General features: G+C 70.1%; 16 protein-coding genes and 1 riboswitch. Of the genes, 4 read left to right on the top strand and 12 right to left on the bottom strand.

From position 1 onward, the window contains the following. Window positions 1-9 precede the first annotated feature (9 nt). Both BLU22_RS04060 and BLU22_RS04055 read right to left on the bottom strand, forming a co-directional pair. Window positions 10-729: a 16S rRNA (uracil(1498)-N(3))-methyltransferase gene (locus tag BLU22_RS04060; protein WP_090212324.1), complete on the bottom strand. Its 720-nt coding sequence runs from the start codon at window positions 727-729 to the stop codon at window positions 10-12. 200 nt (window positions 730-929) lie between these two features. After that, window positions 930-2,336, bottom strand: a complete 1,407-nt coding sequence (locus BLU22_RS04055; RefSeq protein WP_090212322.1) for an adenosylmethionine--8-amino-7-oxononanoate transaminase — start codon at window positions 2,334-2,336, stop codon at window positions 930-932. 190 nt (window positions 2,337-2,526) lie between these two features. Here BLU22_RS04055 and BLU22_RS04050 point away from each other — a divergent pair, with 190 nt between their 5' ends. After that, window positions 2,527-3,078: a cytochrome b gene (locus BLU22_RS04050; protein WP_090212321.1), complete on the top strand. Its 552-nt coding sequence runs from the start codon at window positions 2,527-2,529 to the stop codon at window positions 3,076-3,078. A gap of 33 nt (window positions 3,079-3,111) precedes the next feature. Further along, window positions 3,112-3,687, top strand: a complete 576-nt coding sequence (locus BLU22_RS04045; RefSeq protein WP_090212319.1) for a YceI family protein — start codon at window positions 3,112-3,114, stop codon at window positions 3,685-3,687. 66 nt (window positions 3,688-3,753) lie between these two features. Here the strand turns inward: BLU22_RS04045 and BLU22_RS04040 are convergent, their stop codons facing one another. Next, window positions 3,754-5,157 carry a GGDEF domain-containing protein gene (locus BLU22_RS04040; RefSeq protein WP_090212318.1) on the bottom strand — a complete coding sequence of 468 codons (1,404 nt, stop codon included), beginning with the start codon at window positions 5,155-5,157 and terminating at the stop codon, window positions 3,754-3,756. 116 nt (window positions 5,158-5,273) lie between these two features. Here BLU22_RS04040 and BLU22_RS04035 point away from each other — a divergent pair, with 116 nt between their 5' ends. Then, window positions 5,274-6,296, top strand: a complete 1,023-nt coding sequence (locus BLU22_RS04035) for an amino acid ABC transporter substrate-binding protein (RefSeq protein ID WP_157718969.1) — start codon at window positions 5,274-5,276, stop codon at window positions 6,294-6,296. A 54-nt stretch (window positions 6,297-6,350) separates the two neighbouring features. Here BLU22_RS04035 and BLU22_RS04030 read toward each other — a convergent pair whose 3' ends face one another. From BLU22_RS04030 to ahcY, 3 genes are all read right to left on the bottom strand, one after another. Then, the gene (locus BLU22_RS04030) at window positions 6,351-8,270 is read right to left on the bottom strand and encodes a DEAD/DEAH box helicase (RefSeq protein WP_090212315.1); all 1,920 of its coding nucleotides are present in this window, start codon (window positions 8,268-8,270) and stop codon (window positions 6,351-6,353) included. 265 nt (window positions 8,271-8,535) lie between these two features. Then, window positions 8,536-9,381 (bottom strand): methylenetetrahydrofolate reductase [NAD(P)H], encoded by an 846-nt coding sequence (gene metF / locus BLU22_RS04025; protein WP_090212313.1) that lies wholly within the window; start codon window positions 9,379-9,381, stop codon window positions 8,536-8,538. Between the two features lie 186 nt (window positions 9,382-9,567). After that, the gene (gene ahcY, locus BLU22_RS04020; protein ID WP_090212311.1) at window positions 9,568-10,974 is read right to left on the bottom strand and encodes an adenosylhomocysteinase; all 1,407 of its coding nucleotides are present in this window, start codon (window positions 10,972-10,974) and stop codon (window positions 9,568-9,570) included. A 7-nt stretch (window positions 10,975-10,981) separates the two neighbouring features. Continuing rightward, window positions 10,982-11,105, bottom strand: a riboswitch (S-adenosyl-L-homocysteine riboswitch). A 172-nt stretch (window positions 11,106-11,277) separates the two neighbouring features. Between ahcY and BLU22_RS04015 the strand changes: the two genes are divergently transcribed. Then, the gene (locus tag BLU22_RS04015) at window positions 11,278-11,724 is read left to right on the top strand and encodes a c-type cytochrome (RefSeq protein ID WP_090212310.1); all 447 of its coding nucleotides are present in this window, start codon (window positions 11,278-11,280) and stop codon (window positions 11,722-11,724) included. A 19-nt stretch (window positions 11,725-11,743) separates the two neighbouring features. Here BLU22_RS04015 and BLU22_RS04010 read toward each other — a convergent pair whose 3' ends face one another. The 6 genes from BLU22_RS04010 to BLU22_RS03985 all read right to left on the bottom strand — a co-directional run bounded on the left by BLU22_RS04010 (window position 11,744) and on the right by BLU22_RS03985 (window position 21,371). Beyond that, window positions 11,744-15,124 carry a PAS domain-containing protein gene (locus BLU22_RS04010; protein ID WP_090212308.1) on the bottom strand — a complete coding sequence of 1,127 codons (3,381 nt, stop codon included), beginning with the start codon at window positions 15,122-15,124 and terminating at the stop codon, window positions 11,744-11,746. Between the two features lie 150 nt (window positions 15,125-15,274). Next, on the bottom strand, window positions 15,275-16,972 hold the full coding sequence (gene ligB / locus BLU22_RS04005) for an NAD-dependent DNA ligase LigB (RefSeq protein WP_090212307.1): 1,698 nt from the start codon (window positions 16,970-16,972) through the stop codon (window positions 15,275-15,277). A 167-nt stretch (window positions 16,973-17,139) separates the two neighbouring features. Further along, the gene (locus BLU22_RS04000) at window positions 17,140-18,105 is read right to left on the bottom strand and encodes an MBL fold metallo-hydrolase (protein WP_173867166.1); all 966 of its coding nucleotides are present in this window, start codon (window positions 18,103-18,105) and stop codon (window positions 17,140-17,142) included. Between the two features lie 136 nt (window positions 18,106-18,241). Continuing rightward, window positions 18,242-19,258, bottom strand: a complete 1,017-nt coding sequence (locus BLU22_RS03995) for a TRAP transporter substrate-binding protein (protein WP_090212305.1) — start codon at window positions 19,256-19,258, stop codon at window positions 18,242-18,244. Between the two features lie 203 nt (window positions 19,259-19,461). Beyond that, window positions 19,462-20,742: a C4-dicarboxylate TRAP transporter large permease protein DctM gene (gene dctM / locus BLU22_RS03990; protein WP_090212304.1), complete on the bottom strand. Its 1,281-nt coding sequence runs from the start codon at window positions 20,740-20,742 to the stop codon at window positions 19,462-19,464. Continuing rightward, complete coding sequence (locus BLU22_RS03985) at window positions 20,739-21,371, bottom strand: TRAP transporter small permease (protein WP_090212302.1); 633 nt, start codon at window positions 21,369-21,371, stop codon at window positions 20,739-20,741. The genes dctM and BLU22_RS03985 overlap by 4 nt, the downstream gene beginning before the upstream one ends. Window positions 21,372-21,470 lie beyond the last annotated feature (99 nt).

The raw sequence follows: 21,470 nt of genomic DNA, 5'->3' as shown, positions 1-21,470 counted from the left end.
CCCGGCGGCTCAGAAATCGCCCCACAGCTGCTGCGCCACGGCGAGCGCCACCACCGGTGCGGTCTCGGTACGCAGCACCCGCGGGCCGAGGCGCGCCGCCCGATAGCCGGCCGCCTGGGCCTGCCGTACTTCCGCATCCGCCAGGCCGCCCTCCGGGCCGATCAGAAAGGCCAGCGAGGTCGGCCTGGCATGGCCGCTCAGCGGCTCGGCGACCGGGTGCAGCACCAGGCGCAGGTCGGCGGCGGTCTGCGCCAGCCAGTCGGCGAGGGGCAGCGGCGGATGGATGACCGGCAGCACCGAGCGGCCGCACTGCTCGCAGGCGCTGACGGCGATCTGCCGCCAGTGGGCCAGGCGCTTGTCGGCGCGCTCGTCCTTGAGGCGTACCTCGCAGCGTTCGCTGACGATCGGGGTGATTTCCGCCACGCCCAGCTCGGTGGCCTTCTGGATCGCCCAGTCCATGCGCTCGCCGCGCGACAGGCCCTGGCCGAGGTGGATGCGCAGCGGCGATTCGGCGAGACCGGCGAACTGCTCGCGCAGCTCCACCCGCACGTTCTTCTTGCCCACCTCGAGCAGTTCGCCGACGAACTCCTGGCCGCTGCCGTCGAACAGCTGCACCGCGTCGCCGGCGGCATGGCGCAGCACGCGGCCGATGTAGTGGGCCTGGGCCTCGGGCAGGTCGTGGCTACCGAGGGACAGGGGGGCGTCGATGAAGAAGCGGGATAGGCGCATGGCGGATGGCGGCAGACGAGGACGGGGCGGCTAGCTTACCGGTTTCCGTCCGCCGCTTGCAGCGTGGTGCGGCCCTGCAAGGGCCGCACCACGCTGCTGGCGACGCGTTGCGTCGGGTCGCGCCCGGCCGGCGCGACAGCGCGGCGGGGATGCCTCCCATGGGCAGCCGCGCCTTGTCCTGGCGGCGCCGCGCGAGCGGGTCAGCCCGGATCGTGGAAGGTCGCCGGGCCGCCGGCCGCCACGCTCACGCTGACCGCCTCGCGGGTGGCGATGTCGATGCCCTCGCTGGCCACCTCGGCGAGGAAGTCGATCTGCTCGGGGCTGATCACGTAGGGCGGCAGCAGGTAGACCACGCTGCCCAGCGGGCGCAGCAGGGCACCGCGCGCCAGGGCATGCTGATAGACCGCCAGGCCGCGGCGCTCCTGCCAGGGATAGGGCGTCTTGTCGGCCTTGTCGGCGACCATCTCGATGGCCAGCGCCATGCCGGTCTGGCGCACCTCGGCGACATGCGGATGGTCGGCCAGGTGGGCGCAGGCGCGGCCCATGTGCTCGGCCAGCCCCTTGTTGCGCTCGATCACCGCGTCGTCGCGGAAGATGTCCAGGGTCGCCAGGGCGGCGGCGCAGGCCAGCGGGTTGCCGGTGTAGGTGTGCGAGTGGAGGAAGGCCTTGAGCGTCGCGTAGTCGTCGTAGAAGGCTTGGTAGACGTCGTCGGTGGTCAGCACCGCGGCCATCGGCAGGTAGCCGCCGGTCAGCGCCTTGGAGAGGATCAGGAAATCCGGCGTGATGCCGGCCTGTTCGCAGGCGAACAGTGTGCCGGTGCGGCCGAAGCCGACGGCGATCTCGTCGGCGATCAGGTGTACGCCGTAGCGGTCGCAGGCCTCGCGCAGCAGGGTCAGGTACACCGGGTGGTACATGCGCATGCCGCCGGCGCCCTGGATCAGCGGCTCGACGATCACCGCGGCGATCTCGCCGTGATGCTCGGCGAGGGTGTGCTCCATGTGGGCGAACATCGCCCGCGAGTGGTCCTCCCAGCTCACCCCTTCCGGGCGCAGGTAGCAGTCCGGGCTCGGGACCTTGAAGGTATCCAGCAGCAGCGGCTTGTAGGTGTCGGTGAACAGCGCCACGTCGCCCACCGACATGGCCGCCATGGTTTCGCCGTGGTAGCTGTTGGTCAGGGTGACGAAGCGCTGCTTGCCGCCGCGACCGGCGTTGCGCCAGTAGTGGAAGCTCATCTTCAGCGCCACCTCGATGCCCGAGGAGCCGTTGTCGGCGTAGAACACCCGGGACAGGCCCGGCGGGGTGAGCGCCACCAGGCGTTCGGACAGCTCGATCACCGGCTGATGGCTGAAGCCGGCGAGCATCACGTGTTCGAGGCTGTCGAGCTGGGCGCGGATGCGCGCGTTGATGCGCGGATTGGCATGGCCGAACACGTTGACCCACCAGGAACCGACCGCGTCCAGGTAGCGCTTGCCGTCGAAGTCCTCCAGCCATACGCCGGAGCCGGAGCGGATCGGGATCAGCGGCAGCTGCTCGTGATCCTTCATCTGCGTGCAGGGGTGCCAGAGCACGGCGAGATCGCGCTCCATCCAGGCTTGGTTGTGGCTCATCGACGGAGTTCCTCGACGGTGACGGACGGGCGCACAGTGTAGCCGCGATCCGGTCGCGGGCGCCTCCGCCGGGGATCGCAGTGCGGCAAAGTCATCGATATTTTGAATTCTTTTGACGCATAAATTGCGCTTTATATCGATGGCTTTGTTGATAGGCTTGTTCGCAGGTCTTTTAACCGGAATCCTTCTCATGCAATGGCGCAATTCGGCCCGCCGCTACGGCCTGGTCAGCATCCTTCTGCACTGGGGCGTGGCCCTGGCGGTCTTCGCCCTGTTCGGGCTGGGGCTGTGGATGGTCGGCCTCGACTACTACAGCTCCTGGTACCGCACCGCCCCGGATATCCACAAGGGCGTCGGCATCCTGCTGTTCGCCGCCATGCTGCTGCGCCTGCTCTGGCGTGCGATCAGCCCGCCGCCGCCGGCCCTCGACAGCTACAGCGCGGCGACCCGCCGCGGCGCCGCGCTGGCTCACGGCCTGCTGTATGCCGGGCTGTTCGTCCTGATGCTCTCCGGCTACCTGATCTCCACCGCCGATGGCCGACCGATCGGCGTGTTCGGCTGGTTCGAGGTGCCGGCGCTGTTCAGCGGCTTGCCCGGCCAGGAAGACATCGCCGGCGCCGTGCACTACTGGCTGGCTTGGGCACTGATCGGCCTGGCCGCGCTGCATGGCGCCGCTGCCCTCAAGCACCATTTCATCGACCGCGACGCGACCCTCAAGCGCATGCTGGGCCGCGACGCCTGAATCCCATCCCCCGACTGCACCCGGAGTGACTCCATGCTGAAAAAATCCCTGCTGGCCCTGAGCCTCGGTACCCTGCTGTGTGGCGCCCAGGCCATGGCCGCCGACTACAAGATCGACAAGGAAGGCCAGCACGCCTTCGTCAACTTCAAGATCAGCCACCTCGGCTACAGCTGGCTGTACGGCACCTTCAAGGACTTCGACGGCAGCTTCAGCTTCGACGCCGCCAAGCCCGAGGCGAGCGCCGTCAAGGTCGAGCTGAAGACCGCCAGCGTCGACTCCAACCATGCCGAGCGCGACAAGCACCTGCGCAGCGCCGACTTCCTCAACGTCGCCAAGCACCCGACCGCCACCTTCGCCTCCACCAGCGTGAAGTCCACCGGCGAAGGCACGGCCGACATCACCGGCGATCTGACCCTGAACGGCGTGACCAAGCCGGTGGTGATTGCCGCCCGGTTCATCGGCGAGGGCCAGGATCCCTGGGGCGGCTACCGTGCCGGTTTCGAGGGCAGCACCAGGCTCAAGCTCAAGGACTTCGACATCCAGAAGGATCTCGGTCCGGCCGCCCAGGAAGTCGAGCTGATCATCTCCGTGGAAGGCGTGCGCCAGTAACGGCGAGGCCTTTGCAGCAACGAAAACGCCGCCCTTCGGGGCGGCGTTTTCGTTGCTGCCGGCGGCTCAGCAGGCGGCGGGCGCCTCCGGCGGCGGCGCGGCCTCGGGCGCGGACGGCTCCGGCGCCAGGCAGACCCGGTTGCGGCCCAGGTGCTTGGCGCGGTACAGCGCCGCGTCGGCGCGGGCCAGCAGGCTGTCGGCGCTTTCCCCGGCGGCGAGGGTGGCGCTGCCGATGCTGATGCTGACCGGCACCGTCGCGCCGCCGGGCAGGCTGAAGCGCTGCGCGACGACCCGTGCGCGCAGGTGCTCGGCCATCGCCTCTGCGCCCTCGCGCGGGCTGCCGGGTAGCACCACGATGAACTCCTCGCCGCCATAGCGGGCCACCAGGTCGGACTGGCGGGCGCCGCTGCAGAGGATCTGCGCCAGATCCTGCAGCACGCGGTCGCCGGCGGCGTGTCCCCAGGTGTCGTTGACCTGCTTGAAGTGGTCGATGTCGATGGCCAGCAGCGACAGCGGCTGGGCATAGCGCTGCTGGCGCATCACCTCCAGGGCGAGCCGCTCGTGCAGGGCGCGGCGGTTGGCCAGGCGGGTCAGGGTGTCGGTGGCGGCCAGCTGTTCGAGGGCCTGGTTCTGCTCGGTCAGGCGGTTGAGCAGGCGCGCCAGCTCGACCTGCATGGCATCCAGCTCGTCGTCGCGCCCGTCGGCGTGCAGCAGGCGCTCGTCGACGCTGCCGCTGGCCATGGTCTGGCGCAACTGGTCGATGCGCCGCAGCAGGCGGCGTTCGAGCAGGCGCGACTGGGCCATCAGCAGCAGGCCAATGCTCAGGCCGGCGAACAGGATCAGCAGGGTCTGCAGCCAGCGCTGCAGGGCGAAGGCGCTGCGCTGGCTGTCGAGCAGACGCTCGCTGTCGGTGGCCAGGGCGCTGGCGTAGCTGCTGAGCACCACCGTCTGCTCGTCGACCAGACGCGCCAGATCGCGCTCGATGCGGCGCAGGGCGTTGACCTCGTGGCTGACTTCCAGGCTCAGCGCCGCTCCCCAGCCGAGGGCGACGCGCTGGCTGGCGGCGCTGCTGGCGCGGGCGATGGCGTCCTGCAGCTTGGCGATGCTCAGGGCCAGGGCGGCACTGTCGCCGGTGAGCCCGGTGTGCGCCTCCAGGCGGGCCAGATCCTCTTCCAGCAGCTGCATCTGGCTGGCCACCCGGGCGCGCACGGTATCCAGTTCGCCCTCGCTCAGCGCCAGTGGCAGGCGCGTCGCCTGGGCGCTGAGGGCGCGCGCGTCGCTGTACAGCTGCTGGGCCATCTTCCAGTGCGGCAGCAGGTCTTCCTCCAGCGCCACCGCGCTGCGCTGCAGCCACAGGTGACAGGCCAGCAGGGCGGCGATGGTCAGCGCGACGACGGCGCCCATCAGTTGCGAGAAGCGCCGCAGGCGTACTCTGACGCTGCCGCGCAGCGGGGGTGCCGAGTCGCGCATGAGGGATCTCCGAACGCGGTTCGCGGCACTGCGGGCCTGGCCGGGAATGCGTGCTACCTTGTTTTGACTGCAAAAGAGGCTAGCACAGCGCCATGACGGGCGTGCAGGGGGGCGGGATGCGACATAGGTGGGGATGGCGGCTGGTCGTCGCCGGCGTGCTGCTGTGGCCGGCGCTGGCGCCGGCCGCGGTCGATGTGCTGGAGCGGGTGCGCGCGCACGGCGCGGTGCGCTGTGCGGTGGACGGCACGCCCGGCTTCGGCGGCGTCGACGCCAGTGGCCGGCCGGTGGGTTTCGATGTGGATTTCTGCCGGGCACTGGCCGCGGCGGTGCTGGGCGACGGCGAGGCGGTGGAAATCGAGCGGATCAATACCGCCAACAAGTTCCGGGCGCTGGTGCGCGGCGAGGTCGACGTCGCCTTCGGCATGGCCACCTGGACCTACGGGCGCGATCTGGGAATGGGCGTGCGCTTCGTCGCACCGACCTTTCTCGACGGCCAGGCGCTGATGGTCTGGGCCGACAGCCCGCTGCGCAGCCTGCAACAGGCGCGCGGCCTGCGGGTCTGCGTGCAGGACGGCACGACCACCGCGGCCAATCTCGCCGACCTGTCGCGCAGCCGGGGCCTTGAGCTGCGCGCGGTGCTTGCCGAGAGCTCCGAGGAACGCCTGAACCGCTTCATCCGCCGCGACTGCGAGCTGGTCAGCGGCGACCATTCGGAGCTGGCGGCGCTGCGTGCCACGCGCATCAGCGATCCGGCGCGCTGGCGCATGCTCGACGAGACGTTGTCGCGCGAGCCGCTCGGCCCCTATGTGGCGGCCGGCGACGAGCACTGGTTCGCGGTGGTGCGCTGGGTGATCAACGCCACCCAGATTGCCGAGCTGCATGGCCTGAACGCGGCCAGCGTCGACGGGCTGGACAGCGGTGCGAGCGCCGAGGTGCTGGCCCTGGCCGGGCACGTGCCGGACGCCGGGGCGGCGCTCGGGCTGGATGCGCAGTGGGCGCGGCGGGTCGTGGTGCAGGTCGGCAACTATGCCGACATCTTCGAGCGCAACCTGGGGCAGGGCAGTGCCCTGCGCCTGCAGCGCGGCTACAACCGGCTGTGGCGCGACGGCGGGCTGTTCTTCCCGCCGCCGCTGCGCTGAGCGCGTTGCGCGCCCGGCCGGCCGCCGCCGAGCGACGGCGGCCGGGACCGGCGATTACTTGCTGGGACGGGTCAGCAGCGCCGGCTTCTCGCCGCGCGGACGGCGTTCGAGCTCTTCCAGCTGCTCGGCGGTCGGCAGGCGCTCGGTGCGCGACGGCTTGTGGACGATCAGCGGCTGGGTGTCGCGCGGCGGGCGGGCGCTGCCCGGCTCGCGCAGCGGCGCATCGCTCATCAGGCTGTGCGGGTTGCGGCGCGGGCCCTTGCCGCCTGACTTGCCGGCCGGCTTGGCCGCACCGGGTGCGCGTGGCTTGGCGGCGGCGGGAGCGCTGCCGGCCGGGCGGCGAGCGGCGCCGCTTTGGCCTTGGCCCTGGCCACGGCCCGACTTCTTGCCCTGGTAGGGGCTGACGTACTCGACGCTGTTGCCGAAGTTGTCGTATTCGTCGTCGAGGAAGGCTTCCGGATCGCGATCCGGGCGGGTCGGCAGCGGCAGCTCGCCGGGGGCCAGCTGGATCGCCGCCGGCTTGCTGCTGCGGCGCTCGTTGCGGCCTTGGCCGCCGCCGTCACGGCGCTGGCGCGCCTCGCCAGCCTCGCCGGCCGGCTTGGCGGTGCCGCGGGCCGGGCGCTCGCCGCGCGGCGGACGGGCCTGGCCCTTGTCGGTGCTGGCCGGCTTGTCAGTCTTGGCGGCTTTCTCGCTCTTCTCGCCGCGGCCGGTGCCCTGGCGTGCCGGACGCTCCTTGCGCTCCTGCGGCAGGTCCTTGCGGCCGTGGCTGCGACCCTGGCGCGGCGGACGCTCGTCGCTGTCGGCCGGACCGCTGTCGACCACCTGGCTGGGGTCGAAGCCCTGCATGTCGCCTTCGGGGATGCGCTGCTTGGTCAGCCGCTCGATGGCCTTGAGCAGCTTGTCCTCGTCCGGGGCGACCAGCGAGATCGCCTCGCCGCTGCGCCCGGCCCGGCCGGTACGGCCGATGCGGTGGACGTAGTCCTCCTCGACGTTGGGCAGCTCGTAGTTGACCACGTGGGGCAGCTGGTCGATGTCCAGGCCGCGGGCGGCGATGTCGGTGGCCACCAGGATGCGCACTTCGTTGGCCTTGAAGTCGGCCAGCGCCTTGGTGCGTGCGTTCTGGCTCTTGTTGCCGTGGATCGCGGCGGCCGGCAGGCCCTGCTTGCACAGGTATTCGGCCAGGCGGTTGGCGCCGTGCTTGGTACGGGTGAACACCAGCACCTGCTCCCAGGCGCCGACGGTCACCAGGTGGGCGAGCAGGGCGCGCTTCTGGGTGGCGCCGATGCGGAAGATGCGCTGCTCGATGCGCTCCACCGTGGTGTTCGGCGGAGTCACCTCGATGCGTTCGGGGTTGTGCAGCAGCTTGCCGGCGAGATCGGTGATGTCCTTGGAGAAGGTCGCCGAGAACAGCAGGTTCTGGCGCTTGCCCGGCAGCTTGGCGAGGACCTTCTTCACGTCGTGGATGAAGCCCATGTCGAGCATGCGGTCGGCTTCGTCGAGGACGAGGATTTCCACCCGCGACAGGTCGATGGCCTTCTGGTTGGTCAGGTCGAGCAGGCGGCCGGGGCAGGCGACCAGCACGTCGACGCCCTTGGCCAGCGCCTGGATCTGCGGGTTCATGCCGACGCCGCCGAAGATGCAGGCGCTCTTGAACGGCAGGTCGCGGGCATACAGCTTGAAGCTGTCGTGGACCTGGGCGGCCAGCTCGCGGGTCGGCGTCAGCACCAGCACGCGGGGTTGCTTGGCGCCGTGGCGGTGCTCGCGGTCGGGATGGCCGCCGGGGAACAGCAGTTCGAGCACCGGCAGGGCGAAGCCGCCGGTCTTGCCGGTGCCGGTCTGCGCGGCGACCATCAGGTCGCGGCCCTGCAGGACGGCGGGAATGGCGCGTTGCTGCACCGGGGTCGGCTGGGTGTAGCCGGCGGCCTCGACGGCGCGAGCCAGGGCCTCGGAGAGACCGAGGGAAGTAAAGGACATGCGGGGTTCCTGTGTCACGTCGGCAACCCGCCGACTCGGGGGGGATCAGGTTCGATCCCGCGCGCATCATCATCAGGGCTGCGAACAGGGCGCGGGCCAGGCCTGCGCCCCCGCCCGACGGCCGTCGCCCTGCGCCGGGCGGTGGTCTGGACGGAGGTCCGTAGCGTTACGAGCGGCTGCCCGCGCGACAGCGCGGGCAGTCTCGGCGCCTGCCGGCGTCCTGCAGTGCAGGTCGGGGCGGGCGCGCGAGCCGAAAGGCTCGACCTCAGCGGGGCAGCTTGAGGTTGTTCCAGATCGCCAGGCTCGGTTCGGCCTGGTTCAGGGTGTAGAAGTGCAGGCCGGGGGCGCCGCCGTCGAGCAGTCGCTCGCACATCTCGGTCACCACCTGTTCGCCGAAGGCCTGGATGCTGGCGAGATCGTCGCCGTAGGCTTCCAGCTGCTTGCGGATCCAGCGCGGGATCTCGGCGCCGCAGGCGTCGGAGAAGCGCGCCAGCTTGCTGTAGTTGGTGATCGGCATGATACCCGGAACGATCGGGATTTCGACACCCAGTTTGCGCGCGCGTTCGACGAAGTAGAAGTAGCAGTCGGCGCTGAAGAAGTACTGGGTGATCGCGCTGTCGGCGCCGGCCTGGGCCTTGCGCACGAAATTGTGCAGATCATCCTCGAAACTGCGCGCCTGCGGGTGGACTTCCGGATAGGCGGCGACCTCGATGTGGAAGTGCGCGCCGGTCTCGTCGCGGATGAACTCGACCAGTTCGTTGGCGTAGCGCAGCTCGCCGCTGGCCATGCCCATGCCCGAGGGCAGGTCGCCGCGCAGGGCGACGATGCGGCGGATGCCGGCATCCTTGTAGGTATTGAGCAGCTGGCGCAGCTCGGCCTTGCTGTCGCCGACGCAGGACAGGTGCGGCGCGGTCGGCACCTTCACTTCGCCGTCGAGCTGCAGCACGGTATTCAGCGTGCGGTCACGGGTCGAGCCGCCGGCACCGTAGGTGCAGGAGAAGAAATCGGGGTTGTAGCCGGCCAGCTGGCGGGCCACGTTGAGCAGTTTTTCGTGCCCGGCGTCGGTCTTGGTCGGGAAGAACTCGAAGCTGTAGCGGCGTTCCTGGGACATTGCGGATTCCTTGGGCGTAGGGTGGAAATGGCCGCAAGCCTTTTCCACCGTGTGCTACCGGTGGTGGAAAACCGCTGGCGCGGGTGTTCCACCCTGCAGGACTGATCGCTCGACGGCGCCGGCCGGTTCCGGCCGGCGCCGTCAGGGATGGGGCGACCGCGGCGCGGTCGCTCCCTCCCGGCAGGATCAGTAGCGGTAGGTTTCCGGCTTGAACGGACCGTCGACGGCGACGCCGATGTACTCGGCCTGCTTGGCGGTCAGGCGGGTGACCACGCCACCGAAGCCCTTGACCATCTCCAGCGCCACTTCCTCGTCGAGCTTCTTGGGCAGCAGTTCGACGCTGATCCGCGCGGCCTTCTCGCTGGCCGGCAGGTCGGCGAAACGCGCGCCGTACAGGTGGATCTGCGCCAGCACCTGGTTGGCGAAGGAGCCGTCCATGATCCGGCTCGGGTGGCCGGTAGCGTTGCCGAGGTTCACCAGACGACCTTCGGAGAGCAGGATCAGGTAGTCGTCGTTGTGCGGATCGAAGCTGTCCTTGCCGGTGCGGTGGATCTTGTGCACCTGCGGCTTGACCTCTTCCCAGGCCCAGTGGGCGCGCATGAAGGCGGTGTCGATCTCGTTGTCGAAGTGGCCGATGTTGCACACCACGGCGCGCTTCTTCAGCGCCTTGAGCATGCCGGCGTCGCAGACGTTGACGTTGCCGGTGGTGGTGACGATCAGGTCGATCTTGCCCAGCAGGGCCTTGTCGATGCAGGCCTCGCTGCCGTCGTTCTCGCCGTTCAGGTACGGGGAGACCAGCTCGAAGCCGTCCATGCACGCCTGCATGGCGCAGATCGGGTCGACTTCGCTGACCTTGACGATCATGCCTTCCTGGCGCAGCGACTGCGCCGAGCCCTTGCCCACGTCGCCGTAGCCGATCACCAGTGCCTGCTTGCCGGAGAGCAGGTGGTCGGTACCGCGCTTGATGGCGTCGTTGAGGCTGTGACGGCAGCCGTACTTGTTGTCGTTCTTGCTCTTGGTCACCGCGTCGTTGACGTTGATCGCCGGGACTTTCAGGGTGCCGGCCTTGAGCATGTCGAGCAGGCGGTGCACGCCGGTGGTGGTTTCCTCGGTGATGCCGTGGATCTTCTCCAGCATCGCCGGGTAGCGCTCGTGGAGGATCTGGGTCAGGTCGCCGCCGTCGTCCAGCACCATGTTGGCGTCCCACGGCTGGCCGTCCTTGAGGATGGTCTGCTCGATGCACCACTCGTACTCCTCCTCGGTCTCGCCCTTCCAGGCGAACACCGGGATGCCGGCGGCGGCGATGGCGGCGGCGGCCTGGTCCTGTGTGGAGAAGATGTTGCAGGAGGACCAGCGCACTTCGGCGCCGAGGGCCACCAGGGTCTCGATCAGCACCGCGGTCTGGATGGTCATGTGGATACAGCCGAGGATCTTCGCGCCTTGCAGCGGCTGTTCGGCGGCGTACTTGGCGCGCAGGCCCATCAGTGCCGGCATTTCGGACTCGGCGATGATGATTTCCTTGCGGCCCCAGTCGGCCAGGGTGATGTCGGCAACCTTGTAATCGGCAAAAGCAGCGCTCATGCGTATCTCCATTCGTGATGTCGAATGGGCGCCGTTGAAGTCAGAACGGCCGCAGGATGCGTGCCGTGGCGACAGCCCGTCCGAGCCTGACAGGAGCCGGTGCGTGGACCGGCGCGGAACCTGCTGCAGCGCCCCTCGGACGGGAGGCGGGTGCGGCCGGGAGGCCGCAGGAGGAGGCGATTATAGCGGCGCCGGCGGCCTTGCCCAAGCGCTGTGATGTCGGCGCGACACGCGCGGTTACGCCGCGCAGGCTTGGCCGGGGCCGGCGATGGGCGGATACTGTCGCGCGTTTTCGAGCCGACCTCCCGAGTAGCCATGATTGCCCGAACCCTGTTGTTGCTGGCCCTGAGTGGCCTGACCCTGAGCGCCTGCGAGCGCATCGACCCCAATTCGCCGCTGGGCCAGCGCAAGGCGCTGTACCAGCAGATGCTCAAGACCAGCGAAGACCTCGGCGGCATGCTGCGCGGCCGGCTGTCGTTCGACGAGCAGCGTTTCGCCGCCGGCGCGGTGCAGCTCGACACGCTGTCGCGCCAGCCCTGGCAGCACTATCCGGCGGTGCGCGAGGAGCACAGCAAGGCCCGCGACGATGTCTGGCAGCGCCAGGAGCGCTTCAGCGAACTGGCCCGCGATCTGGAGGCCAGCACCGCGGCGCTGGTCGAGGCCAGCCGGGTCGCGCCGCTGCGCGCCCGCGAGTTGGTTGCGCCGGTGGCGCGGGTGGAGCAGGCCTGCAAGGCCTGCCACGAGGAATTCCGCGTCTACTGAGTGAGCCGGGGCGGCAGGCTCAGGCGGTCACGTCCTGCTCCTGCCACAGCTGCACCCGGTTGCGGCCGGCGTGCTTGGCGACATACAGCGCCTCGTCGGCGCGGCGCAGCAGGCCGTGGCTGTCGCAGTCGTCGAGCTGGCTGACGCCGATGCTGGCGCTGATGTTCAGGGCGCCGGCGTCGGTCGCCGCCGGGTTTTCGGCGAGGGTGCGGCGCAGGCGCTCGGCCAGGCCCAGGCCGTTCTCCAGCGGCGTGTCGGGCAGCAGCACGGCGAACTCCTCGCCGCCCAGGCGCCCGGCGATGTCGCCGCGCCGCAGCGAGGTCTGCAGCAGATGGGCCATGTGCTGCAGTACCTGGTCGCCGACGGCATGCCCGTAGGTGTCGTTGATCTTCTTGAAGTAGTCGATGTCCAGCATCAGCACCACGCCCGGTTCGCTGAAGCCCACGTAGCGGTCGGCCACCGCCTGGTCGAGGTGGGTGAGGAAGGCGCGGCGGTTGGGCAGGCCGGTCAGCTCGTCGGTGGCGGCGAGCACCTCCAGCTGCATCTCGCGCTGCTTGCGCTCGGTGATGTCGCGCAGCAGCCAGAGGTGGCCGAGGCTGCGACTGGCGCTGCTGATCGGTAGGCGGTCGACTTCCAGGATGCGCGTGTCGGGGCCGCTCAGCTCGCAGCTCTCGAGGATGCCGCAGGGCTCGCCCAGCCAGTCCAGCGCCGGCTCGGCGCAGAGTTCGGGCAGTTGCGCGCGGGCCACGCCGACCAGCTCGTCGGGGCTCAGGGGCAGGTTGAACAGCTGGTTGAGGCTGCGGTTGGCGAGGACGATGCAGCCGTCCTGATCCTCCACCAGCACGCCGCCGGGGAAGTGATCGACGATCGCCGTCAGGCGGCTGCGCTCGGCGGCCAGGGCCTGGGTGGCCAGGCGCTGCTCGGTGATGTCGATCATCGTCCAGATCACGTCGCCTTCGGGCTGGTCGAGATCGAGCAGGCTGCCGTGCAGGTCGAACCAGCGCACCTGGCCGCGGCCGTCGCGCAACGGATGTTCGAGGCGCAGCTGCCCGCAACTGCGCAGCTCCTGGTAATAGGCGCCGAAGGCCTGATAGGTGGCATCGTCCAGGTGCAGGGCGCGGAAGCTGCTGCCGACGAAGCTGCGGGTACCCTGGCCGAAGATTTCCTGGGCGCGGGCGTTGGCGTAGTGGATGCAGCGGTTCGGCGCGGCGAGGAAGATGGCCGCCGCGCTCTGTTCCAGCAGGGCGCGACGCAGCTGGTCCTGGGAGACCCGTTCGTGGATGTCGGAGAGGGTGCCGAGCATGCGCCGCGGCCAGCGTCCCTGCCAGTCCATCACCCGGCCGCGGCTGGCTACCCACAGCCATTCGCCGCCGGCCGCCGGCAGGCGGAACTCGACGCTGAAGTGCTGGCGGGTGGCGCTCTGCTGCTGGATCTGCAGCAGCACTTGGTCGCGGTCGGCCGGATGGATGTGGGTCAGCAGGGCCGGCAGGCTGTCCAGATGGGCGAGGTCGGCATGGCCGAGGATCTCCGCGCAGCGCGCGTCCCAGGACAGCCGGTCGCCGTACAGGTCCCATTCCCAGAGGCCGTCGCGCACCGCGGCGACGGTCATGCGCAGGCGCTCCTCGCTGGCGCGCAGGGCGCGGGCGGTGGCCTGCTCCTCGGTGACGTCGCGGGTGTGGCCGTGCCAGAGGATGCTGCCGTCGGCCTGACGCTCGGGCTTGGAATGGCCTTCCATCCAGCGTTCGCGGCCGTCGGCGCCGATCACCCGGTAGCGCTCGCTCCACAGGCTCAGCTCCTCGGCGGAGCGCTGGATGCTGCGCTGGATGCGCTCGACGTCGTCGGGGTGCAGGGAGGCGAAGATCGGCGCGGCGTCAGCGGCCGCCTCGGCCGGCGTCACCTGGTGCATGTCGACCAGGCTCGGGCTGGCGTAGGGGAAGCAGGCGCTGCCGTCCGGGCGCAGGAGGAACTGGAAGATCACCCCGGGCACCTGTTCGGCCAGCTTGCCGAGCCGCGCCTGCAGTTCGGCCTGGGCCTGCTCGGCCTGCTTGCGCGGGCCGATGTCGAGCAGGGTGCCGACCACGCGCAGCGCGCGGCCGTCCGCATCGCGGCGCATCACCCGGCCGCGCGCCTGTACCCACAGCCAGTGGCCGTCGCGGTGCTGCAGGCGATGTTCGGACTCGAAGTGCCCACTGTCGCCCTTGAGGTGGGCGATCAGGCAGTCGCGCAGCGCGGCGCGATCGTCGGCGTGGATCCGCGAGGTGACCACCGAGGGGTGGGTCGGCAGTTCGTCGGGTGCATAGCCCAGGGTCTGGGCGAAGTGGCCGTCGAAGGTCAGGCGGTCGCCGGCCAGATCCCAGTCCCACAGGCTGAGGTTACCGCCCTGCAGGGCCAGCTGCAGGCGCTCGCCGGTCTCGCGCAGGCCGTGCAGGTGACGCTGCTTGCGCCGCAGCGCCCAGCCGCCGGCACCGGCGCCGAACAGGATCAGCAGGCTGAGCGCCAGGTTGCGCTCGAAGCTGGCGGTGATGGTGTGGTCGATGCCGTGCGCGGCGCTGCTGCGGTCCAGGCCCAGCACCACCAGCAGCGGATGATGGACGGTGCGCTGCCAGACGTAGTGGCGCTGCATGCCGTCCACCGGGGCGACGCCGTCGAAGTGGCCGCGCGCGCGCTGCTCGTCGTGGTAGAAGTCCAGCGAGGGCGGCAGGCGCGTGCCCAGCACGTCCGGCAGGCGGCTGGAGCGGGTCAGATAGCTGCCGTCCTGGCGCAGCAGGGAGATCGCGTCGCCGTCCTGGGGCAGGAAGCTGCGCAGGTTTTCGGCGAGGTATTCGGGGGAGATCGACAGCACGATCACGCCGTCGAAGCGACCCTCGCGCAGGATCGGCCGGGAAAACTGGATCGACCAGCGCCCGGACAGCCGGCCGAGCAGCGGCTGGCTGATGAACAGTTGCGGACGGGCATTGCGCAGGTGGACCTGGAAGTGCTCGCGGTCGGCGATCGACAGCTGGCCGGCCGAGGCGCCCAGGCTGCTGTAGATCACCTGGCCGCGGGTGTCGGCGATGGCGATCTGCAGCAGCGCGCCGGGCGGCAGGCTCTGCTCGACCTCGCGGGTGGCGCGGTCGAAGCGCGGGCGCTGTTCGCTCCAGGCGCTGGCCAGGCCGGCGGCCATGTAGTCGAGGCTGCCGACCAGAGTATCGACCTGGCGGGTCAGCGCGCCGACCATCTGCTCGGCGCGCTGGTGCAGCTCGCGGTCGGCCTGCTGGCGCTGCTGCTCCCAGGAGCGCAGCAGGAGCAGCCAGTGCACGGCCAGCACGACCAGCAGCAACACGGCCACGGCCGCGAGGCGCAGGGCCTGCTGGCGGGGTGTCGGTGGTGGGCGCGAGCCACTGGCTGTGGATGTCGGCATGAACAGTGAGCGGCTCGGGCAAGGGATCGGTGACAAAAAGCGATGAACGGCATTCTAGCGGGGGCGTGTGCCCGCTCTCAATGACGGAATGCTGTCGATCTGCCGGAAAGCGTCAGTCTTATGTCTAAGGTACTAGGCCTCGGGCGGCGGCTATGGCGCCGGCCGATCATGCGCGTCGTCGGCGAAGCCGGCAAGCCCGGCCCGGCGCAGGCCTTGCTGCAGATCAATGATTTCCGGGTGGTGGAAGAAGCCCAGCAGGCGCTCCGCCTGGCGCGGCGTCGCACCGGCCTGCCGCCAGTCGGCGTGCGAGCGGGCGGCCAGCTGCGACCAGCGCTCGGCGCCGGCCAGCGGGATGCCCTCCGGCAGGCCCAGGCCGCGCAGCCAGCGGGCCAGCGGCTGGCGCCGGGCCTGCTGCTGGGCTGCCTGCAAGGTGGCGATGCGCTGCGGGCCGAAGCCGGGCACCGCCTGCAGGCGGGCGCTGTCCAGGCTCAGCCAGTCGCTCAGGTCGTGCAGCAGGCCGGCCTCGCCGAGCGCCTGCCAGGTGCCGGGGCCGATGCCGCGCAGGGCCAGGCCCTGGCGGCCGCCCAGCCAGGCCAGGCGCGCCTGGAACTGTGCCTCGCAGCCGGGCAGCCGGCGCCAGCAGCTGTGCGCGTGGTAGGCGGCGGGGTCGGGCACGGCGAGGGCGGCGCGCTCGGCGCTGCGCCAGACCACCCCGTCCAGGCGCGGGATGCTCTGTCCGGCCAGGCTCAGGGCGATCTGGTCGCCGGGGCGGATGTCCAGCGTCTGCCAGCGGCGCAGCGAGCCGGCGCCGACCCGGGCGATGCGCCGGTCGTCCAGGCGTACCGGCAGCAGGTGCAGCAGCGGGGTGATGCGCCCGCTGCGGCCGATGCGGAACTCCACCCAGCGTACCTCGGCCAGCGCCTGGCGCGGCGGATACTTCCAGGCCGCCGCCCAGCCCGGCGGTTCGGCGCTCCAGCGCTCGGCCGGCGGGCGCGGTTCGCTGCGGATGACGATGCCGTCGCTGGCGAACGGCAGCGGCGCGCGGTGCCAGTGCTCGCGCCAACGGGCGATGGCGGCCAGATCGGCGACCGGCTGGGTCAGGGCGCGGGTATCGAAGCCCAGCGCAGCGAGGGCGTCCAGGCGTGCGGTCATCGCCTGTGGCCCCTGCGGCCAGTCCCAGACGAACAGGCCGATGCCGGCGCCTTCGGCCTCGCCCAGCTGCTGGCGGGCGAGCAGGCCGGCGACCCGGGCGCGCGCGCCGGCGCCGCCCTGGCGGGCCTGGCTGTGCCGGTCGAGGCGCCAGTACAGCTCGCCCTGCAGCAGCAGATGGGCCGGTGCCTCCGGCAGGTATGCGGGGATCGCGGCGATCCGCGCGGCGTGCGCCGTCCAGTCCTGGCCGTGGCTGCCGTCGCCGCGGCTGATCAGTCGGTCCAGGTGGCCGTCGCGGTAGACCAGGCTGACCGCCACGCCGTCCACCTTGGGCTGCACCCACAGCGCCTCGCGGCCGGCGATCCAGCGCGCCACGGCGGCGCGGTCGGGCAGCTTGGCCAGGCCGGTGTGCGGCACGGGATGGGCCAGCGGCCCGGCGTTGCCGGCCAGCGGCGCCGGATGGCGGGCGGCGGCGGGGAAGCAGCGGTTCCACTGCGCCAGGCGGGCGCGGGCCTGGTCGTAGAGGTCGTCGTCGAGCGGACTGCGGCCATCGCGGTGGTAGGCGCGATCCCAGGCGGCGATGCGCTCGGCCAGCGCCTGCAGCTCGCGCTCGGCGCGCGGCGGCGGCCAGTCGGGGCAGGCGGCGAAGCTGGCGGGGGCGGACGAGAGCAGCAGGGCGAGCAGGAGGCGGCGGGACATGGCAGGCTCCGGGCGGCGGGCGTGCCGACCAGCCTAGGCGCTGCGCCGTCCGGGGCTGTGCGCCGGCTCGCAGTCCGCGCGGCGCAGCGCGCGCGACTGGGGCGCAGTCGGCACAACGCCCCGCGGCGCGAGGCGCGACGGGGCGTTGCGGGAGCGGCCGGAGACGCTTACTGCAGCGGAATTTCCATGCCGTCGTGGCCGACCACGATCTCGCCGGCGTAGGTCTTGGCCACCGCCGAGCGCCAGTGTTCGGCGGTCAGGGTCGGATCGTCGGCGGGGACGAAGTGGCTGAGCACCACTTTCTTGACCTTGGCGTCGCTGGCCATGCGGCCGACGTCCTCGGCGGTGACGTGGTGGGAGATGATCGCCTCGGCCAGCTTGGAGCCGTTGCCGATGCGGTCGGCCAGGCGCTGCACGCCCTCGACGTGAACCACTTCGCTGATGAACACGTCGGCGTCCTTGGCGAACTTCGCCAGGTCGGCGGAGTAGTTGGTGTCGCCGGACAGCACGATGTTCTTGCCGCCGACCTCGAACTTGAAGGCGAAGGCCTGGCCCTTGTCGAACGGCGGGTGCGGTACGGAAACGGCGCTGACCTTCATGTTCTGGTCCTGGTAGACCAGGCCTTCCTTGATCACCTGGGTGGTCACCAGCGGGCGCGGATCTGGCTTGCCTTCGTCGACGATGCGCAGGTTGATGTCGACGTCGAAGGTCTTCCAGGCATGCTCGGTCATCTCGCCGATGCCCTGCGGGCCGAACACCTTGATCGGCGTCTTCAGGCCGCTGGCCCAGCCGTTCATCAGCACCGCCGGATAGTCGACGACGTGGTCGCTGTGCAGGTGGGTGATGAAGATGCCCTTGAGGTTGCGCAGCGGGATGCCGGCCTCGACCAGGCGCAGGCTGGCGCCGTAGCCGGCGTCGAGCAGGTAGGCGTCGTTGCCGACCATCAGCACGGTGGACTGCGGCAGGCTCTTGGTCTGCAGGATCGACGGGCCGCCCTTGGTGCCGAGCAGCAGCAGGCGGATCTTGGGATCGCCGGTTTCGGCGGCCCAGGCGGCGTTGCCGACCAGAGCCAGGCCGACGGCGGCGGCGAGCAGGGATTTACGCAGGGCATGGGTGTTCTTGGAGAGCTTCATGGGCTGACCTTTTGTTGTGGTGTGTCTTGGTATGTGCCGGAGGGATGCGGCCGGCCGTAGCCGGGCCGCGCGCCGCCAGGGGAAGGGCGGCGCTGCCCCGGCAGGCGCTGGGGGCGCCTGCCGGGGCAGTCGGAACTCAGCGCGCGCTCAGGCTGCGCACGCCGTCGACCAGTTGCTGGCCGTCGATGCCCTGGGCGCTGATGTCCTTGGCCCAGGCGGCCGCCACGCCGGCGGTGGCGTCCTGCATGCCTTTATAGGCAGCGGCGTCGATGGCCACCAGGCCTTCGGCGGGAGTGGCGCTGCGCGCGCTGTCCATCGCCTTGTCCCAGGCGGCGGCGAAGCGGTCGTTCAGGGCCGGGCCGCTGTTGCGGTCGATGATCTCCTGCAGGTCCTTGGGCATGCCGTCGAACTTTTTCTGGTTCATCAGCATGGTCAGCACGGTGTAGCCGAAGGCGGTTTCGCCGGCCGGGGTGGCGCTGTGGTACTGGGTCACCTCGTTGAGCTTGGTGGCCGGGACCACTTCCCAGGAGGCCAGTGCGCCGTCGACCACGCCCTTGGAGATGGCTTCGGTCATCTGCGCCGGCGGCATGCTCACCGGAGTGGCGCCGAGGGCTTCGAGGGTCTTGGCCGCGGTGCGGCTGGAGGCGCGCAGCTTGAGGCCCTGCAGGTCCGCCAGGGTCTTCACCGGCTTGCCGCGGGTGTGCAGGTCCATGCCGCCGTCGCCGAACACGCCGAGCACCTTGTAGCCCTTGAAGTCGTCCTTGGCGTACTGCTCGTAGAACTTCCAGATGATGTCGTTACCGGCCTTGCCGCCGTAGGGCAGCATGAACGGCAGCTCGAGGGCCTCGACGCGCGGGAACTTGCCGGCGGAGTAGGCCGGAGCGGTCCAGACGATGTCGGCCACGCCGTTGCGCGCCATGTCGGCCAGCTTGGCCGGGGTGCCGCCCAGCTGCATCGACGGGTACAGCTGGCACTTCAGGCGGTCGTTGGACTCCTGGCGCAGCTGTTCGCACCACGGCTCGATGATGTTGACCTGGGCGTTGGAGGTGGACGGCAGGAAGTGGCCGACCTTCAGGGTGTAGGTGTCGGCGGCCTGGGCCAGGGAAGCACAGCCGATGGCCGTGGCGAGCGCAGCGAGTTGCAGGACTTTCATGAGGAAGGCTCCCGTTATTGTTTTGTGGCTAGATTGGTAACATGTTAATTCGAGCCATGCACGCACTTTTTGTCGGGAAAGCGGGGCGGGGGCCGCCTTGGCCGCGCCGGCGGCGGCGAAGTGCCGCGATCGGCGCGGATTTCGGGCAAAAAAAGACCCGGCATCCTGCCGGGTCTGCCCCATGGGGGAGGGGGGAAAGCGCTTTACATGCCCAGCCACTCGGGCAGGGCCAGGGACACCGCCGGCACATAGGTGATGATCACCAGGAAGCCCAGCAGCATCATCAGCCAGGGCATCGCCGCGCGGATCACCGCCGATACCGGCATGCCGGTCACCGCCGAGGTGACGAACAGGTTGAGGCCGACCGGCGGGGTGATCAGGCCGATCTCCATGTTCACCACCATGATGATGCCCAGGTGGATCGGGTCGATGCCCAGCTGTACGGCGATGGGGAACAGGATCGGCGCGAGGATCAGGATGATCGCCGAGGGCTCCATGAAGGCGCCGGCGACCAGCAGCACGATGTTCACCACCAGCAGGAACATCCACGGCGACAGGCCCATCTCGATCACCCAGGAGGTGATGGTCTGCGGGATCTGCTCGGTGGTCAGCACGTGGGCGAACAGCATGGCGTTGGCGATGATGAACATCAGCATGATGCTCAGCTTGCCCGACTCGAGGATCACCTTGGGCGCTTCGCGCAGGGTCATGTCCTTGTAGACGAACAGCGCGATGCACGCCGAGTACACCGCCGCCACGGCGGCCGCCTCGGTGGGGGTGAACATCCCCGAGTAGATGCCGCCGAGGATGATCACCATCAGCAGCAGGCCCCAGATCGCCTTGCGCGCGGCGCTCAGCCACTCGCGCACGGAGGCGCGCGGCAGGGCCGGCAGGTTCTTCTTCACCGCGATGATGTAGATCGCCGCCATCAGCACCACGCCGAGCAGGATGCCCGGCACCACGCCGGCCATGAACAGCTTGCCGACCGAGGTCTCGGTGGCGGCGGCGTAGACCACCATCACCACCGACGGCGGGATGAGGATGCCCAGGGTGCCGGCGTTGCAGACGATGCCGGCGCCGAACGCCTGCGGGTAGCCCGAGCGCACCATGCCGGCGATGGCGATGGAGCCGACCGCGGCGACGGTGGCCGGCGAGGAGCCGGACAGCGCGGCGAACAGCATGCAGGCGAGCACCGCGCCGATCGCCAGGCCGCCACGGATGTGGCCGACGCAGGCGTTGGCGAAGTCGATCAGCCGGCGGGCCACGCCGCCGGTGGTCATGAAGGCGCCGGCGAGGAGGAAGAACGGGATCGCCAGCAGGGTGTAGTGCTCGGAGGTCTCGAACAGCTTGATCGCCAGCGAGCGCACCGAGTCGGGGCTGAACAGCATGATGGTGATCGAGCCGGCCAGGCCGAGGGACACGGCGATCGGCACGCCGATGAACATCAGCACGAACAGAGCGAGGAACAGGAACAGGATGGTCATTTGCCGGACTCCTCGTGCTCGGTCAGCTTGACCGCCTCGGCGGCCTCGTCGGCCAGGCCCAGGCCGGTCTGCTCGTTACGCAGGATGCGCACGAAGATCTCCAGGAAGCGCACGAACACCATGGCGAAGCCCAGCGGCACGATCAGGCCGATGTGCCACTGCTGCACGCCGAAGTGGCCGAGGTCCTCGGCGCCGATGGCGGCGACGAACAGGGTCTGCACCCACTCGAAGCTGGCCACGCTGAGCAGGCCGGCGTAGCCCAGGCAGGCACTGCAGCCGATCAGGCCGATGATCCGCTGCACCGGCTTGCTGGCCAGCTTGACCAGTGCATCGACGCCGATGTGGCCGGCGGTGCGTACGCCGTAGGCCAGGCCGAAGAAGATCAGCCAGGCGAACAGCGCCTTGGTCAGCGCGTTGCTCCAGGTCATCGCCTGGGCCAGTTCGAGGATCGCGTCGCCGATGGCGAAGAAGAACTCGCTGGGCGCCTCGAAGCGGTCGCCCAGGGCGTAGAACAGCGTGTACAGGTTGTTGAGGATGACGTAGACGAACGTCACCAGGGTCATGGCCGTCAGCAGGAAGACGATGAAGCCTTCCTCGAAACGATCCCAGACCCGCCGCAAGGCATTCATGGGTGGCATCTCCGGGCAGTGGATGAATCAGGCGGCCTGCCGGGCAGGCCGTTGCCGCTGCGTCGCTGCGGCGGCAGTGCCCAGTCCGTCGGGCGCAGG

Source organism: Pseudomonas guangdongensis, from assembly GCF_900105885.1.
Classification (GTDB): Bacteria; Pseudomonadota; Gammaproteobacteria; order Pseudomonadales; family Pseudomonadaceae; genus Geopseudomonas; species Geopseudomonas guangdongensis.
Note: the sequence above shows the minus strand (reverse complement) of the source record. Positions and strands in the feature narration are given on the sequence as shown.

What these genes read in the sequence shown, in the direction of transcription:
- BLU22_RS04050 (WP_090212321.1), top strand. Translation starts at nt 2,527, where the DNA reads ATGCAATGGCGCAATTCGGCCCGCCGCTACGGCCTGGTCAGCATCCTT.
- BLU22_RS03995 (WP_090212305.1), bottom strand. Translation starts at nt 19,258, where the DNA reads ATGAAAGTCCTGCAACTCGCTGCGCTCGCCACGGCCATCGGCTGTGCT.
- ligB (WP_090212307.1), bottom strand. Translation starts at nt 16,972, where the DNA reads ATGTCCCGCCGCCTCCTGCTCGCCCTGCTGCTCTCGTCCGCCCCCGCC.
- BLU22_RS04010 (WP_090212308.1), bottom strand. Translation starts at nt 15,124, where the DNA reads ATGCCGACATCCACAGCCAGTGGCTCGCGCCCACCACCGACACCCCGC.
- BLU22_RS04035 (WP_157718969.1), top strand. Translation starts at nt 5,274, where the DNA reads ATGCGACATAGGTGGGGATGGCGGCTGGTCGTCGCCGGCGTGCTGCTG.
- BLU22_RS04060 (WP_090212324.1), bottom strand. Translation starts at nt 729, where the DNA reads ATGCGCCTATCCCGCTTCTTCATCGACGCCCCCCTGTCCCTCGGTAGC.
- BLU22_RS04040 (WP_090212318.1), bottom strand. Translation starts at nt 5,157, where the DNA reads ATGCGCGACTCGGCACCCCCGCTGCGCGGCAGCGTCAGAGTACGCCTG.
- BLU22_RS04015 (WP_090212310.1), top strand. Translation starts at nt 11,278, where the DNA reads ATGATTGCCCGAACCCTGTTGTTGCTGGCCCTGAGTGGCCTGACCCTG.
- metF (WP_090212313.1), bottom strand. Translation starts at nt 9,381, where the DNA reads ATGTCCCAGGAACGCCGCTACAGCTTCGAGTTCTTCCCGACCAAGACC.
- BLU22_RS04055 (WP_090212322.1), bottom strand. Translation starts at nt 2,336, where the DNA reads ATGAGCCACAACCAAGCCTGGATGGAGCGCGATCTCGCCGTGCTCTGG.
- dctM (WP_090212304.1), bottom strand. Translation starts at nt 20,742, where the DNA reads ATGACCATCCTGTTCCTGTTCCTCGCTCTGTTCGTGCTGATGTTCATC.
- ahcY (WP_090212311.1), bottom strand. Translation starts at nt 10,974, where the DNA reads ATGGAGATACGCATGAGCGCTGCTTTTGCCGATTACAAGGTTGCCGAC.
- BLU22_RS04000 (WP_173867166.1), bottom strand. Translation starts at nt 18,105, where the DNA reads ATGAAGCTCTCCAAGAACACCCATGCCCTGCGTAAATCCCTGCTCGCC.
- BLU22_RS04045 (WP_090212319.1), top strand. Translation starts at nt 3,112, where the DNA reads ATGCTGAAAAAATCCCTGCTGGCCCTGAGCCTCGGTACCCTGCTGTGT.
- BLU22_RS04030 (WP_090212315.1), bottom strand. Translation starts at nt 8,270, where the DNA reads ATGTCCTTTACTTCCCTCGGTCTCTCCGAGGCCCTGGCTCGCGCCGTC.
- BLU22_RS03985 (WP_090212302.1), bottom strand. Translation starts at nt 21,371, where the DNA reads ATGAATGCCTTGCGGCGGGTCTGGGATCGTTTCGAGGAAGGCTTCATC.